A 15523-nucleotide genomic window follows, 5' to 3' on the forward strand; every position below is an offset into this window, starting at 1 on the left:
GATGATTACCGTGACCAGACTGGATTGCGCCGACGCGCGCGTGATGATCGAAGGCGCCCGCGCCAAGGCCGACGAGATCGGGGTGCCGATGTGCATCGCGATCACCGACGAGGGCGGCAACCTGATCGCCTTCGAGCGGATGGATGGCGGCAAGGTGACCTCGAGCACCATCGCGATCGACAAGAGCTTCACCGCTTCGGGCGCGAAGAAGGCCACCCATGAATACGGCGCCGCCAGCCAGCCGGGCGCGCCGGCCTACGGCATCGGGTCGGCTATCGGCGGCCGCCTGATGGTGGTGGGCGGCGGTTTGCCGGTCTTCGTGAACGATGAATGCGTCGGCGGCATCGGTGTCAGTTCCGGCACCCCGGCGCAGGACACCGAGGTGGCCCAGGCCGGTGTCGATGCCTTGCTCGCCACGCTCTGAGCGGCGGGGCTGTTATCGGAATGTGCGCCCGGTCCCCGGGCGCGCACGATTTGCTTCGCCCGAGGCCGAAGCGGTGGGGGGCTTTACCCCGTCGCCTTGCGGGCGCTCGTCACTGAAATTGATTCACTGGATCAATTTCCGGGCCTTCCTCGCCCCCTGGGATATTTCTGAAAAGAAGAAGCTGCCGATTTTTTCTGAAAAGGCTTGTTGGTTACAAATGTAACCACTAGGCCCTTCTGCAAAGGAGGGCCTTAGCCATGAAAATCGAGAAGATTCACCACGTCGCCTATCGCTGCAAGGATGCCAAGGAGACGGTGGAATGGTACCGCGATATGCTGAACATGGATTTCATCCTGGCGATTGCCGAGGACCATGTACCGTCAACCCATGAACCCGATCCCTACATGCATATTTTCCTCGATGCAGGGGATGGCAACGTGTTGGCGTTTTTCGAATTGCCGACCAAGCCGGAGATGGGCCGCGATCCCAACACGCCGATCTGGGTGCAGCATATCGCCTTCAAGGTGAAGGACCGCGATGCGCTGATCGAATATAAGGAGCATCTTGAAGCCAAGGGCGTCGAGGTGCTGGGCGTCACCGACCATTCGATTTTCCATTCGATCTATTTCTTCGATCCGAACGGGCACCGGATCGAGCTGGCCTGCCCGGATCCGGAAGAAGACGCGATGCTGGAAAAGCTGAACGACGTGAAATGGGAGATGCTGGAAGAATGGTCGCGCACCAAGAAAGCCCCCAAGCACGCCGACTGGATGCACAAGAAGGAACTGAGCGGGGTGTGATCAGCCCGTAAAGGGCTGCGCCGCCAGGTCCGCCGCGATATCGTCGTCCAGCGGTGTGTCGCAGCTGTTCAGGATATAGCCGAGGGTGGAATAGAACCCCACCGTGGCGATCACGTCGAAAAGGCCCTTTTCGCCCACCAGCGCGATCAGGGCCTTTTGCGTTTCCGACGAAAGGCGCTTTGCAGTGAACAATTCGTCCACAGCGCCAGCGATGGTGGCGTCGTCCGCGTCCATGCCCGACAGCGGCCCGCGGATCGATCCGATCCGGGCGTCCGACATGCCGCAGACGCGGGCGCGGTGGACATGCTGGTTCCATTCATAGGACGAGCCGAGGTTGTGGCCGGTGCGCAGGATCGTCACCTCGCTCAGCTGTGCGCCGAGCGCGTTGTCGATGACCACGTGTTGGCGCAGCGGCGCCCAGGCCTTCAGCAGTTCGGGATTGTGCGCCATGGTGCGATAGACGTTCAGGCGGCCGGCGAAACCGTCGCGCAGATCGGCGACCTGATCGGGCCAGGCCGCGTCGGGGATCGGGGGGAAACGGAGCGGATCGGTCATCGCTTTTTCCTTGATAGAGGGGTTTTGGCGCCTTTCTAGACTGCACGAGGCGTGCGGATGCAACAGCGAAATTCGCCCCGGTGCGGCGTGCCCGAAGCGATTTTAACTCGGAATACGGGTGCTTAGGCGTTGTTTTCTAGGTTATCGATTCGTAAAGTTTCCCCGGATTCCGCCCATTTCTGCCCGCATTTTCAGCGACAAGTGTGGGCCACACCCGGTCTGTCCGCAGGCCGCGCTTCAGTTCAGACGCCCGAAAGGCAGTTATGTTTGTTAAATTTTTACTTTGCTCCGGTCTGGCTGCCGCGGTGAACCTGGCGGCGGGGTATCTGTTCTACGGCGTGCTGGGATTCAACGGCTCGCTGGGATACCCGGTTTCGGTTGCGCTGGCTTTTGTCATGGGGATGGGGGTCAGTTTCATTTTGAACCGTGCCTATACCTACGACCCGTCCGGTCGCCATCCGAAAGAGGAGTTGCGGGATTTCTTCTTCGTTTCGGTTTTCGGCCTGGCCCTGACCACGATGATGGCGCGCCTTTTCCTGAGCGGCCTGAAATGGCTGGCGGTCGGGCAGTGGGGCCTGCCGGTCGCACTGGAGGTCGCCGCGCATGTCATGGCGGTCGGCCTCACCGCCTTTTATTCTTTCTTCGCGCACAGGCATGTCAGTTTCCGCAGTGCCCGCGCCGAATCCAATTCTCCTTTCGCATAGGGATCACGAATGACCCAGAAGATCGCCGTCATCGTCGGGGCCGGCCCTGCCGGATTGACCGCCGCCTACGAACTTGTCACCCGGACCGATATCAAGCCGATCATTTTCGAGGCCGACAGCCAGGTCGGCGGCATTTCCAAGACCGTCAATTACAAGGGCAACCGGATCGATATCGGCGGCCACCGGTTCTTTTCCAAATCCGACCGGGTGATGGAATGGTGGACGCATATCCTGCCGCTGCAGGCGCTGAAGGACGGTGAGGAAGGGCTGACCATCACCTATCACAATCGTCAGCGCGAGGTCGCGGCGGGGCCGGGCCCCGATCCCGACGAGGCGGACGAGGTGATGTTGGTGCGCAACCGGGTGTCGCGCATCCTGTATGACCGAAAGATGTATGATTACCCGCTGAAGTTCAGCGTGCAGACCTTTGCCAACCTGGGTTTTCTGCGCACGCTGAAGATCGTGGCAAGCTATGCCAAGGCGCGGCTGCGCCCGATCCGGCCCGAGGTCAACCTGCGCGATTTCATCGTCAACCGATTTGGCGCGGAGCTTTATGCCACCTTCTTCCGCGACTACACCGAAAAGGTCTGGGGGGTTCCCTGCGAAGACATTCCCGCCGATTGGGGCGCGCAGCGGATCAAGGGCGTGTCGATCACCGGGTTGATCAAGAACATGCTGCGCAAGCTGAAGCCCGCCACCGGGTCGCTGTCGCAGAAGGATACCGAAACCAGCCTGATCGAACGGTTCCTCTATCCCAAGCACGGGCCGGGGCAGCTGTGGGAAGTGGTGGCGCGCGAAATCGAGGCGCGCGGCGGCGAGATTCATTACCGCAATTTCGTCGGCGGCATTTCCCATGACGGCAGCCGGATCACCGGCGCCACCGTGACGGGACCGGAGGGCGAGACGCGCGAGGTGAAGGCCGATTACCTGTTTTCATCGATGCCGGTCACCGAACTGATCGGCGGCTGGACCCCGCCGGCGCCGCCGGCGATACGCGAAGTCTCCGAGGGGCTGAGCTACCGTGATTTCATGACCGTCGGCCTGTTGCTGAAGCGGCTGAAGCTGGGCGGCGGCACCGATGCCGCGACCTTGGCCGAAAAGGTGTCCGACAACTGGATTTACATTCAGGACAACGATGTGAAGGTCGGCCGGTTGCAGATCTTCAACAACTGGAGCCCGTACCTCGTGGCCGATCCGGATACGATCTGGGTCGGGCTGGAATACTTCGTCAACGAAGGCGATGATTTCTGGACCATGGACGAGGACGCCTTGAAGCAATTCGGCGCGGCGGAGCTGGACAAGCTGGGCGTGGCCGATCCGGCCGACGTTCTGGATGCCGTGATTGTGCGCACGAAAAAGGCCTATCCGGCCTATTTCGGGACCTATGACCGGTTCGAGGAAGTCGAAACCTATACGAGGCAGTTTGAAAACCTGTTCTGCGTCGGCCGCAACGGGATGCACCGATACAACAACCAGGACCATTCGATGTTGACCGCGATGATCGCGGTCGACGGTATCGTCGAAGGCCGCGATGTGCGCGACGAACTGTGGGACATCAACACCGAAGAAGAATATCACGAAAGCAAGTGAGCCCGGGGTGTGGTGAGCGCAGGAACGGATGGCGGCGATGCAATCTGATGAAAAGATGTTTTTCGGCCATTGCCGGGGCTACCTCGTGGCCTTCGGCCTGGCCCTGCTGATCTATCTGAAACAGCAATACCTGCGGCTTCTGGGTGTTTGGAACTATCTGGAACTGCCCGACAACGACGATCAGATGCGGCTGGTGCAGGTTCGGGATTTCCTGAACGGGCAGGGTTGGTACGACATGGTGCAGCATCGTGCGATGCCGCCCGAGGGGTTGTCGATACATTGGTCGCGGCTGGTCGACATGCCGCTGGCGGGGCTGGAACTGTTGTTTTCGCTGTTCACCAGCGACGACCGGGCGTTGGCACTGACGGCCATCGTCTGGCCGGCGATGCTGTTCGTCGTGTTCCTGGCCGTCACGGGGTGGGCGGTGTCGCGGGTCTTCGGCTATGTCGCGGCAAGTTTCGCGGTGATCGCCGCCTCGGTGACGCCGATGATCGCCAGCAACGTGTTCTCGGTGGGCCGGGTCGATCATAACAACGTGCAACTGATCTGCATGCTGGTGGTGATCTGTTCGGTGATCGTGCCGGGGCCGCCGGTCCGGCGCGGCATCATCGCGGGTCTGACCGCTGCGCTGTCATTGGCGGTTGGGCTGGAAACGATCGTGGTGCTGGCCATGGCGGGTATCGTTCTGACCGTGCAGCATGTCCTGGACCGTCCCGGCGCCACCGATCAGTTGATGGGATATGGTATCGCATTGGGCGGTGCGGCTCCGCTGCTGTTCCTGATCCAGATCGACCCGGCGCTGTGGGCGGTGCCGCGTTGCGATCAGCTGTCGCGGCCCACGCTGGCGATCACCTCGGCGGCGATGGCCTTTGCGGTGATCACCTATCTCGGCCGCGAATCCGTTCGGTCGGTCCGTGGGCGCCTGATCATGGCCATGGTCATGGGCGCGGCGATACTTGCCGCGCTCTGGCCGGTGCTGAGCCCCTGCCGGGAAGGGCCGTTTTCGGTACTGCCACCCGAAATCCGGGATCTGATCCTGAGCCGCATCACCGAATCCATGTCGGCGATACGGATGTTCAACAGGGATCCGGGTCTTGCCACGCAACTGGTGTTGCCGCAGATGCTGCTGGCCGCATTGCTGGCTTGGCAACTGATCCGCAGCCCCGCCGGGCGCACATCAGCACCGGCGGTGTTGTTGGTTTTCGTGCTGATGGGGCTGTTGGGTTCGTTCTACCAGATTCGCACCGTCATCTGGGGTCTGGCGGCGATGCCGATGGCCTTTGGGGCTAGCATGCACTGGGCGGTGACCACCGACTGGCAGAGGTTGCGCCGATCGAAACCGGTGGTCCTGCTGATCGTGGCGTTGCTGGTTCTGTACCCGCATCTCGTCACCAGCAACCCGGTTTTCGGCAAGGCGCTGCAGCTGGCGGGGCAACCGCAGTCGGAGAACCAGAAACTGGGGCGTGCCGATCAGAACTGTAGTCGCCGCGATAAGCTGGCGGGGCTGAACGACCTGGAACCGGCAAGCATCCTGGCGCCGCTCAACCTTGGCACCAAGATCCTGCTTTATACCCCGCATTCGATCTTCGCCGCGCCTTATCACCGCGCGCCCGAGGGATACTGGAACGGCACCCTGGCCTTCAGTGGAACGGATATGGACATGGCGCTGCGGCTGCGGGCGACGCTGGCCGATTACGTGCTGGTCTGCGACGGCGAGGTCTATGGCGACAAGGACAGCATCGGATCGCGGCTTGCGCGCGGAGAAACGCCGCCATGGCTTAGCCCCGTCGATACCGGCGACGGGCCGATCCGGTTGCTGCGGGTGAACCGGGCCAAACTGGCCCCTTACGTGCACGGAAACTGAGGCCAGCCCGCTGCATCGGTCCGATCTGGTCACAGCCGTTCCCATGTGCGAACATCCGGTGCCAGTAAGCAGGGGAACGACAGGTGCTGGAAAAGATCAGGTCGCTTTACGAAGGGGACACCCCCCAGGCGCATCGGTTCCGCTATGCCGTTCTGACCTTTGATTTCATCACCGTCTTTTTCGTTGTCGCGACTTCGTTTTTCCAGCGGACCGCCATTTTGGAATTTGCCGATGCGGTTTTCGGCATCCTGATCCTGCTGGATTTCATCGTCCGGTTCTTGCTGGAGCGCGAAAAGGCCCGGATGTGGCTGCGGCTGGCCACCTGGGCAGATATCGCCGCCGTGCTGTCCTTCCTCGCGCCGATCACCGGCGAAGGTTTCGGATTCCTGCGCATTCTGCGCACATTGCGATTGCTGCACACCTATCAGCTGCTCACGCGGCTGCGCCAGGACTTCAAATTCTTCCGCGAAAACGAAGACGTGGTGCTGGCGTCGATTAACCTCGGGGTTTTCCTGTTCGTGATGACCGGGCTTATCTATGCCACCCAGGAAAGCGTGAACCCGCTGATCGGCAATTACGCCGACGCGCTTTATTTCACCGTCACGACGCTGACCACGACAGGATTCGGCGATATCACCTTGACCGGATCATGGGGGCGGATGTTGTCGGTGGGGGTGATGATATTCGGCGTCACCCTGTTCCTGCGGCTGCTGCAGGTGCTGTTCCGCCCCTCCAAGGTGCGCCACGAATGCGAGGTCTGCGGCCTGGTGCTGCACGATGCCGACGCGGTGCATTGCAAGCATTGCGGCACGGTGCTGCATATCCGTACCGAGGGCGAAATCTGAGGGCGCCCCGAGGGGACGGCCTTCACACGGTGTTTTGTCCAATTGTCGGGAACTGCGATCGAATGGTTTCGCGATCCCCATCCCCTTCAAGCGAATGTCCCGGGAAGTGAACCAAACGCTTTCCAAAATCGGGGCAGGTCCGTTTTCCGGCGCCGCCGAACTGACCCCGATGCGGCACATGCCCAGGGTTTGGCCGAGACGGGTGCAGGACATGCGTGGAAGGGTTCTGGGTCAATCTGGCCATATCCGGCCTTGATTGACACAGAACAAGGTACATTCTTCGCGAAGGGTACAAATTGTGGCTTATTTCGGTTTGTTCCCCGGAAGTCATCGTGATTCGCAGCGAGCGATAAATTCCGCGGATGAGAAGTGACACGGGCCAAGCCAGCGGAACATGCATTGCCTCTTGGGAGGGCCAAATGGATACACCCCTTGAACTGACATTCACCAACATGGACGGCACCCCGCAGCTCGAGGCGCTGGTCCACGAAAAAGTGGCGCACCTGGAAAAGTTCGCCGACCATATCAACAGCTGCCACGTCTATGTGAAAGCACCGCATCAGCGGCACAAGACGGGCAACCTCTATGGCGTGCATATCGAGGTCCGGCTGCCGGGCAACGATTTGTTCGTGAGCAGCGAAAAAGGCGATGAACCGGCACACGAACATCCCGAAGTCGCGATCCGCGACGCCTTTCACGCGATGGAGCGCGAACTGAAGGAGTGGAAGGACAGGGTGAAGGGCGAGGTGAAGCTGCATGAAGGCGCGCTCCAGGGCAAGATCGTCGAAATCCATTACGACGAAGGCTACGGTCAGATCATCGCCACCGATCACCGGCTGATCTATTTTCACCGCAATAGCGTCGTGGGCGGGGCCTTCGACGATCTCAAGCCCCGTGACGCGGTGGAGTTGGTGGTGCAGACCGACGAAAGCGACATCGGTCCGCAGGCCAGCACGGTGCGCCCGATCGGCCCAATGAAATACAACCCCGAGTAAGGCAGCCAAGTCCGACATGTCCGCAAAGGGCGGCAGTCTGACAGGGCGCGGTGTCAGCACCGGCCCTGATACTCGGCGAAGCGCCCCGGGCGGATGGCAAGCAAGGAGTACAGGGTGTTTTCAAATCGCATCGAGCTGTTTTCGATCCTTGGCTTCAGGGTCAGTGTTGACCTGAGCTGGATTATTCTTGCGGTTCTGATCACCTGGTCGCTCGCCACGGGTTATTTCCCGCGGATCATCGACGGGGTGAGCCCCGTTGCCGCGTGGTGGCTGGGCGCGGCCGGGGCGGTTGGGCTTTTCGCGTCGATCATCCTGCATGAATTCGCGCATTCCTGGATCGCGCGGCAGTTCGACATGCCGATCCGGGGCATCACGCTCTTCATTTTCGGCGGCGTGGCCGAAATGGAGGACGAACCGCCAAGCGCGCGGGCCGAATTCTTCATGGCGATCGCCGGCCCGCTCATGAGCTACGCGCTGGCGCTTCTGTTCTACGGGCTGTCCGGGCTTCTGCCCGTTGAAATGCTTGCAGCGTTGCTTACTTATCTGGCGACGATCAACACGATGCTCGCTACGTTCAACCTGATCCCGGCCTTTCCGCTGGATGGTGGACGCGTGTTTCGCGCCGCGCTGTGGTGGAAGACAAACGATTACGCCAAGGCGACGCGGATCGCGGCATCACTGGGGCGGTTTTTCGGAATGGTCCTGATCATGTCCGGGGTCCTGAGCTTGGTCGCCGGAAATCCCATTGCCGGTATTTGGCAGGGGCTGATCGGCTTCTTCATCATCGCAGTTGCGAACTCGTCCGAATTTCAGATGACCCTCAAAACCGGGTTCGAAGACAAGACAGTTGGCCAGATCATGGTGCGCGATCCAGTGTCCATACCGGCAGATACGCCGCTCGAGGATGTGATCGAAGACTACTTCTACCGCAGGCATCACAGAGTATTCCCGGTGGTGCGCGGCAGTACGCTTCTGGGCTGCATCCGGGTCGAGGACGTCGGGCGGATCGCGCGCGAGGAATGGGCGCAGAAAACAGCCGGAGATGTTCTGCCCACAGCGGGCAAAATCGGCACAGTCACCCCGGAAACACCGGTGATGGAGGCCTTGAAACGGATGCGGGAGCTGGAAACGAGCCGCCTGATGGTCGCCAAGAACGGTGAGCTCAGGGGGATGCTGACGCTGCGGGACATCATGTCCTACCTGACGATCCGGCAGGAGTTGAACGCCAGCGGCCGACAGCACCGCAGTGCCTAAACTGCCCGATGATCAAGGGAGAGCATGCGGGGCCCCCGGTGCGAACGAAACGAAGAAGGGCGTTGAAACATTCAGATTGGCCGGCAACCCGGTCGCGCAACCCGGCCGGAAGAGGCTGGAAAGCCGCGGCGCCCATGTGATTTCGCACGGATGCCCCCTGCCTTGCTTGGGGCGAAGGCGCCCAATCCGCCAAGATCCGTCAGACAGGCAAGTTCAGACGGGCGCCGCCAGTCATGCTGCGGTCACCACCGCTTCGATTTTGTCCACTGACAGATTGGTCAGATCCTTGGCGATTTCGCCCTGAAGACGCGCCTTGGTCTTGGCGCCATAAGCGGCCCGCAACTGTCCCAACGAATGCGCGTCGGCGATGATCACGACCGCCTCGTACAGGCCCTTGTCAGCAAAGGTTTCAAGCTGTTCGGCCAGATGCCGTGCGAAGCGTTCCTTTTCGATCTGGTGCCAGTCGGTTTCGGCCCACACGCTTTTGCCGCCTGGACCCGCGTCATGCATCCGGCCGGAGCGATCCGAGGAATGTTCATGCGCGGGCGGGTTTTCGATTTCCTCCGAGCCGATGACTCGAAGATCGATGAACTTGCTATCCAGATTGTTGCGCAAAAGCAGATATTTCTGGCCGTCGGCCACGACGACCCAGGTTCCGTGTTCAAGCTTCATTGCAGGCTCCTTTTCCGTTTTCTCCGGCAGTAACCACCGTAATTGTATCACGCTCCGCGGCGGGGCTGACAATCACCCCTTGACGCAGACCAGCGGCGCCAACCGCGCCACCCGGCGGGCCAATCCCGCCCGCTCGGCGCTTTCCACCACCCGGGTCACGTCCTTGTAGGCCCCGGGGGCCTCCTCGGCGATGCCCCGGCGCGACGGGCTGGTGACGATGATGCCGCGCGCCGCGAGGTCTTTCCGAATGCCGCTGCCGGTCCATGTCCGGGCGGCCTGGTGGCGGCTCATCGCGCGGCCCGCGCCGTGGCAAGCCGAACTCAAAGCAACCGTTTCGGACCGGTCATCGCCAGCCAGGACCCAGGATTCGGTGCCCATGCTTCCGCCGATCAAAACCGGCTGCCCCACCTTGCTGAGCGGCGGGGGCAGGTCGCCCATGCCCGGCCCGAAGGACCGTGTCGCGCCCTTGCGATGCACGAAGAGCCGCCTTTCCTCGCCATCGATCTCGTGCAGCTCTTCCTTGCAGGTGTTGTGCGACACGTCGTAGAGCAGCGGCGCCTTGCAGCCGGGGAAGAACCGTTCCAGAACGTCGCGCGCCAGATGGGTCAGGATTTGCCGGTTGGCCAAAGCACAATTGATCCCCGCCCGCATCACGCCCAGATATCGCTGCCCCAGTTCCGAATCGATCGGCGCGCAGGCCAGTTCGCGGTCGGGCAGGGCGATGCCATAGCCGGGCGCGGCCAGCGCCATTTCGCGCAGGTATTCGGTGCCGATCTGATGGCCCAGCCCGCGCGATCCGCAATGGATCGTCACCACCGCCTGACCGGGGCTCAGCCCGTAGGCCAGCGCGGCGGCTTCATCGAAAATATCGGTCACTTCCTGCACTTCGAGATAATGGTTTCCCGATCCCAGCGTGCCCATTTCGTCGCGCTGGCGCCGCTTGGCCCTTGCCGACACCATATCGGGCGTGGCGCCCGCCATTTGGCCCTGTTCCTCGATCCGCGCCAGGTCCTCGACCGTTCCGTATCCTTCGGCCACCGCCCAGCGGGCGCCGCCCGACAGCATCGCCGACATCCCCGCGTCGTCGAGATGGATATGTCCTTGGCTGCCGACCCCGGCGGGGATCGAGCGTGACATTTCATGCGCGAAATCCTGTTGCTTGCTGCGGATCTGGGCGGCAGTCAGATCGGTCGCAAGCATCCGCACGCCGCAGGAAATGTCGAAACCCACGCCACCCGCCGAAATCACGCCGCCCTGATCGGGATCGAAGGCCGCCACCCCGCCGATGGGAAATCCGTACCCCCAATGGGCATCGGGCATGGCATAGGCGGCGCGCACGATTCCGGGCAGGCAGGCCACGTTGGTGATCTGCTGGCGGACCTTTTCGTCCATGCCCCTGATCAGATCCTCGTCAGCGATGATCTCCGCCGGCACCCGCATGTCGCCGGTCTGCGGAATCCGCCATTCGTAGGGGGAAATCCTTTCCAGTGTCGTCGGATCCAAAGCGCCCCCCTTTCAGACATCCACCACGCATTGCGCCAGCCACAGCCCGTCGGGCTGCTGTTTCACGCACAGTTCGGTCAGCGTTGCGCCCTTGGGTTCGACCGAGGGTTCGTGTCGCGCACGATCGACCGGTTCGCCGCGCATTTCGCCTTTCAGCACATCGCCCGAGATGCGGACATGGAATTCGCCGAACAGCATCGATCGCGTCGCCATCGCGTAGGTCACCTCGTTCAGCCAGTCGAGCAGCAGGATCGACGGATCGGTGGCGCGGCAGCTGACGGTGACGCTTTGTTCGGAACGGATAGACGCCAGCGGCGCGACGACTTCGGTCAGCGCCCGGGCGGCGTTTTCAAACGCCTCGGCCATGCTGCGCCCGATCCCGCGCACCCCCACATCGCCCTGATGCGGGAAATGGCTCCAGCCCGGTGATCCGGCGTCATCCGCCATATTGCAGTCCTCCTCGCTGGCTAGCTTTGCCAATTCTGGCGCCGGGCGCCTTGAGATGTGTCAAGGTAAGAGGCCGCCGCCTTGCCTAAGTTGTGTCGGGAAGGGGGATCGGATCATGAACGATCATGAGCTTCTGAATGCCATCCAGGACGCGTTTCGGCGGGAACCGCGCCTTGGACCGGATTTCACGCCTGAGAAGATGGAATTCGGCCCGGACGGGGCGCTGACCGTGATTGCCGAGGTGGAAAGCGTCGCCGCCAAGAAGCGCGCGCTGGAACTGGCGGCGGCACCTGAACAGGTGCGCGCGGTGGTCGACCGGGTGCGGGTTGCGGCCGCCACGCAGATGAAGGATCGCGACATCTACAAGCATCTGCGCGAATTTTTCTGTGATGAACCGGCATTCCGGGATTTCGCGATCTTTGAAGCAGGTGGCGGGCCCGAAGCGCCGGTCTTCACCCAGGTGTCCGGCCCGACCGACGCGGCGCGCGGGCGGATCGATTACGAGGTGCATGACGGCGTGGTGATCCTGAACGGAACTGTGCCGGGGCTGGTGTCGCAGCGGCTGGCCGGGGCGATGGCCTGGTGGGTGCCGGGCGTGCGCGACGTGGTCAACAGCCTGCAGCCCGACCCGCCCGAGGAAGATGCCCCGATCCGGATCGAGGAGGCTGCGCGCATCGTTCTCGACCGCGATCCTTATGTCGACGATACCCAGATCCGTATCGGCGTGCGCGGCCGGGTGGTGCGCCTGACCGGCATCGTGCGCAGCCCGGCCGAACGTGCCATGGCCGAGGCGGATTGCTGGAGCATTTTGGGCGTCGATGACGTCATCAACGACATCAAGGCCCCGGCCGAGAGCAAAACAGAAACGGAGTGACGGCATGACAATCACGCATGACGAGGTGAAGCGCCTGTTCGGCGATATCAACGACCACATGATCGTCGAGATCATGAACAGCGGCGCGACGATGGTGGAACTGGAAGAGGTGGTGGCGCATCTGGCACAGGAAACTGACGTGATGGGCGAATTGGAACGCCCGCTGGATGGGCGCGCCCTTCAGATCTACAACCTTCTGCGCCGCGCCGACGAGGCGTGGGAGGAGGATCGCTGATCCGTTGCCACTGATCGGCCCGGCGGTCGCATAACCGGTGCATTGCTTGTGGTTTGCGCGGTGAACGACAAAAAAGGAGTGCGCTTCCAGCGCTTCCTGCTCAGCAAGGGTGTGCGATTTTCCATGGCTCAATCTGCCAAGTCGAGCACACGTCCTGATGATGTGCGGTCGAAAACGGCTGCTGCGGGCCACTTCTCCTTTTTTGCGACGCGCAACTTCATGCGCGCCGCGTAATTTTATCCGCTTCCCTACAAGCGATCAGAAATCGAGGTTTTCCACGCTCAGCGCGTTCTGCTGGATGAATTCGCGGCGCGGTTCAACCACGTCGCCCATCAGCTTGGTGAACAGGTCGTCGGCTTCGGTCATGTCCTCGATCCGGACCTGCAGCAGGGTGCGCGCCTCGGGGTCCAGCGTGGTTTCCCACAGCTGATCGGGGTTCATTTCGCCCAGACCCTTGTAGCGCTGCAGCGTCAGGCCCTTTTCGCCTTCCTTCAGGATCGCCGTCAGCAGGTCCAGCGGCCCGTGGATTAACACGCTGCGGTCCTTGCGGATCAGGGTGGCGGGCAATTCGTAGACTTCCTGCAGCGACCGGGTGAAGCTGCCGGTCTTGCGCGCCTCGCCCGAGCGCAGCATCGGGCCGTCCAGGGTGCGGACTTCTTCCACACCGCGCAGGATGCGGGCCAGTCGGATACCGTGATCCTGGGTGATCCGGCCCTGCCAGCCGCGTTCGTATTCCAGCGCGATGTCGTCCAGCCGTTTCGCCACCTTATCGGCGACGCCCTGCAGGTCGGCATCCACCGCGCCGGGCACGAAGGCCCCGGCGATGGCGGCCTGTTCCAGAATGTGGCGCGGGTAATGGGTCGGGAAGGCATCCAGCACGCGCTTGAGCTGGCGGGCTTCCTCCACCACGCGTTTCAGGTCGGCCCCGGCGATTTCCATGCCGCTGCCCAGTTTCAGCACGGTATCATGAGTCCCCTGTTCGATCAGGTAATCGTCCAGCGCGGCCTGGTCTTTCAGGTAGACCTCGGATTTGCCGCGGCTGACCTTATAAAGCGGTGGCTGCGCGATGTAGAGGTACCCGCCCTCGATCAGTTCCGGCATCTGCCGATAGAAGAAGGTCAAAAGCAGGGTACGGATGTGGGCGCCGTCGACATCCGCATCGGTCATGATGACGATCTTGTGGTAGCGCAGCTTGTCGATGTTGAATTCGTCGCGCCCGATCCCGGTGCCAAGCGCCATCACCAGGTTGCCGATTTCTTGGCTGCCGAGCATCTTGTCGAACCGCGCGCGTTCCACGTTCAGGATCTTGCCGCGCAGCGGCAGGATCGCCTGGGTGCGCCGATCGCGGCCGGTCTGCGCCGAACCGCCGGCGGAGTCACCCTCGACGAGGAAGACTTCGGTCTTGGACGGGTCCTTTTCGGAACAGTCCTTCAGCTTGCCGGCCAGGAAGTTCACATCCATCGCCGTCTTGCGCCGGGTCAGTTCGCGCGCCTTGCGGGCCGCTTCGCGGGCCAGCGCCGCCTCGACGATCTTGCCGACGATCATCTTGGCTTCGTTGGGATTTTCCTCGAACCATTCGGCCAGCTTTTCGCCGGCAAGGCTTTCCACTGCCGGGCGCACTTCGGAACTGACCAGCTTGTCCTTGGTCTGCGAGCTGAACTTCGGGTCGGGCACCTTGACCGACAACACGCAGGTCAGGCCTTCGCGGGCGTCGTCGCCGGTGAAGTTGACCTTTTCCTTCTTGGCGATGCCGCTGTCCTGGGCGTATTTCGACAGCGTCCGGGTTAGCGCGCCGCGGAAACCGGCCAGGTGGGTGCCGCCGTCGCGCTGCGGGATGTTGTTGGTAAACGGCAGCACGGTTTCGTGGTAGCTATCGTTCCACCACATCGCCAGTTCCACGCCGATATCGTCCTTTTCGCCGACCACGTAGATCGGTTCATCCATCAGCGGGTGCTTGTGACGGTCGAGGTACTTGACGAATTCCTTCACACCGCCGTCGTAGTAAAGTTCCGTCTTCAGCGGTTCGGCGGGGCGTTCGTCTTCGAGGATGATGCGGACGCCGGAATTCAGGAAGGCCAGTTCGCGCAGGCGCTTTTCCAGTGTTTCGAAAATATAGTCGAGATTCGAAAACGTATCGGTGGAGGCTAGGAAGCGCACCTCGGTACCTTTTTCGCCGTTCGCGTCGCCGACCACGCGCAGATGTTCGGTGCATTCGCCATGTTCGAACTTGGCGTAATGTTCCTTGCCGTTGCGCCAGATGCGCAGTTCCAGCCACACCGACAGCGCGTTCACCACCGACACGCCGACGCCGTGCAGGCCGCCGGACACCTTGTAGGAGTTGCTGTCGAATTTACCGCCGGCATGCAGCTGGGTCATGATGACCTCGGCCGCGGAAACGCCTTCTTCCTCGTGGATATCGACCGGAATACCGCGCCCGTTGTCGCGCACCGACACGCTGTTATCGGCGTGAATCTTTACCCGAACGAAATCCGCGTGACCCGCCAGCGCTTCGTCGATGCCGTTATCGACGACCTCGTAGACCATGTGATGCAGGCCCGATCCGTCATCGGTGTCACCGATATACATGCCCGGCCGCTTGCGAACGGCTTCCAAGCCTTTGAGAACCTTGATAGAATCTGCGCCATATTCCTGCGAGTTTTGCTCGGTTTCGGACATTCCGCCCATCCTTTGTTATTGTCAGGAATATATACGAAACCTTGCGAGGATTGTCACGTCCCGCACAAGATTTCGCGGTCCCCGG

16 protein-coding genes are annotated in these 15523 nt (G+C 61.8%); 11 read left to right on the forward strand and 5 right to left on the reverse strand.

The window, feature by feature from the left end:
• The first annotated feature begins 1 nt into the window (after nt 1).
• Together IT775_RS05145 and IT775_RS05150 are read left to right on the forward strand one after the other, a co-directional pair.
• Nucleotides 2–424 carry a GlcG/HbpS family heme-binding protein gene (locus tag IT775_RS05145; RefSeq protein ID WP_212700016.1) on the forward strand — a complete coding sequence of 141 codons (423 nt, stop codon included), beginning with the start codon at nt 2–4 and terminating at the stop codon, nt 422–424.
• A gap of 257 nt (nt 425–681) precedes the next feature.
• Nucleotides 682–1224 carry a VOC family protein gene (locus IT775_RS05150; protein WP_212700017.1) on the forward strand — a complete coding sequence of 181 codons (543 nt, stop codon included), beginning with the start codon at nt 682–684 and terminating at the stop codon, nt 1222–1224.
• Here IT775_RS05150 and IT775_RS05155 read toward each other — a convergent pair whose 3' ends face one another.
• Nucleotides 1225–1779 (reverse strand): carboxymuconolactone decarboxylase family protein, encoded by a 555-nt coding sequence (locus tag IT775_RS05155; RefSeq protein ID WP_212700018.1) that lies wholly within the window; start codon nt 1777–1779, stop codon nt 1225–1227. It abuts the gene before it with no gap.
• Between the two features lie 203 nt (nt 1780–1982).
• On the opposite strand from IT775_RS05155, the gene IT775_RS05160 reads away from it, so the two are divergent.
• The 6 genes from IT775_RS05160 to IT775_RS05185 all read left to right on the forward strand — a co-directional run bounded on the left by IT775_RS05160 (nt 1983) and on the right by IT775_RS05185 (nt 9031).
• Nucleotides 1983–2483 (forward strand): GtrA family protein, encoded by a 501-nt coding sequence (locus IT775_RS05160; RefSeq protein ID WP_212700019.1) that lies wholly within the window; start codon nt 1983–1985, stop codon nt 2481–2483.
• 9 nt (nt 2484–2492) lie between these two features.
• Nucleotides 2493–4073: an NAD(P)/FAD-dependent oxidoreductase gene (locus IT775_RS05165; protein ID WP_212700020.1), complete on the forward strand. Its 1581-nt coding sequence runs from the start codon at nt 2493–2495 to the stop codon at nt 4071–4073.
• Between the two features lie 37 nt (nt 4074–4110).
• Nucleotides 4111–5937, forward strand: coding sequence for a hypothetical protein (locus IT775_RS05170; RefSeq protein ID WP_212700021.1), 1827 nt, complete (start codon nt 4111–4113; stop codon nt 5935–5937).
• Between the two features lie 83 nt (nt 5938–6020).
• Entirely contained in the window at nt 6021–6782 is a 762-nt protein-coding gene (locus IT775_RS05175) for an ion channel (RefSeq protein WP_212700022.1), read from the forward strand.
• Between the two features lie 419 nt (nt 6783–7201).
• Nucleotides 7202–7777 (forward strand): HPF/RaiA family ribosome-associated protein, encoded by a 576-nt coding sequence (locus IT775_RS05180; protein ID WP_212700023.1) that lies wholly within the window; start codon nt 7202–7204, stop codon nt 7775–7777.
• A 114-nt stretch (nt 7778–7891) separates the two neighbouring features.
• Nucleotides 7892–9031, forward strand: coding sequence for a site-2 protease family protein (locus IT775_RS05185; protein ID WP_212700024.1), 1140 nt, complete (start codon nt 7892–7894; stop codon nt 9029–9031).
• Nucleotides 9032–9262: 231 nt separating this feature from the next.
• Here IT775_RS05185 and IT775_RS05190 read toward each other — a convergent pair whose 3' ends face one another.
• The 3 genes from IT775_RS05190 to IT775_RS05200 form a co-directional block, all read right to left on the reverse strand.
• A complete protein-coding gene (locus tag IT775_RS05190; RefSeq protein ID WP_212700025.1) occupies nt 9263–9703 on the reverse strand; it encodes a baeRF12 domain-containing protein in 441 nt (146 codons plus the stop codon).
• Between the two features lie 72 nt (nt 9704–9775).
• On the reverse strand, nt 9776–11206 hold the full coding sequence (locus tag IT775_RS05195; protein ID WP_281414337.1) for an RtcB family protein: 1431 nt from the start codon (nt 11204–11206) through the stop codon (nt 9776–9778).
• 12 nt (nt 11207–11218) lie between these two features.
• Complete coding sequence (locus tag IT775_RS05200) at nt 11219–11653, reverse strand: archease (RefSeq protein ID WP_212700026.1); 435 nt, start codon at nt 11651–11653, stop codon at nt 11219–11221.
• A 115-nt stretch (nt 11654–11768) separates the two neighbouring features.
• On the opposite strand from IT775_RS05200, the gene IT775_RS05205 reads away from it, so the two are divergent.
• The 3 genes from IT775_RS05205 to IT775_RS05215 are packed head-to-tail and all read left to right on the forward strand — an operon-like array spanning nt 11769 to nt 12996.
• Nucleotides 11769–12527 carry a BON domain-containing protein gene (locus IT775_RS05205; protein ID WP_212700027.1) on the forward strand — a complete coding sequence of 253 codons (759 nt, stop codon included), beginning with the start codon at nt 11769–11771 and terminating at the stop codon, nt 12525–12527.
• A 4-nt stretch (nt 12528–12531) separates the two neighbouring features.
• Nucleotides 12532–12762, forward strand: coding sequence for a hypothetical protein (locus tag IT775_RS05210; protein WP_212700028.1), 231 nt, complete (start codon nt 12532–12534; stop codon nt 12760–12762).
• A gap of 60 nt (nt 12763–12822) precedes the next feature.
• Nucleotides 12823–12996: a hypothetical protein gene (locus tag IT775_RS05215; RefSeq protein ID WP_212700029.1), complete on the forward strand. Its 174-nt coding sequence runs from the start codon at nt 12823–12825 to the stop codon at nt 12994–12996.
• Between the two features lie 24 nt (nt 12997–13020).
• Here the strand turns inward: IT775_RS05215 and gyrB are convergent, their stop codons facing one another.
• A complete protein-coding gene (gene gyrB / locus IT775_RS05220; RefSeq protein WP_212700030.1) occupies nt 13021–15438 on the reverse strand; it encodes a DNA topoisomerase (ATP-hydrolyzing) subunit B in 2418 nt (805 codons plus the stop codon).
• Between the last annotated feature and the right edge of the window lie 85 nt (nt 15439–15523).

This window comes from Thalassovita aquimarina (assembly GCF_018219815.1).
Classification (GTDB): Bacteria; Pseudomonadota; Alphaproteobacteria; order Rhodobacterales; family Rhodobacteraceae; genus Thalassobius; species Thalassobius aquimarinus.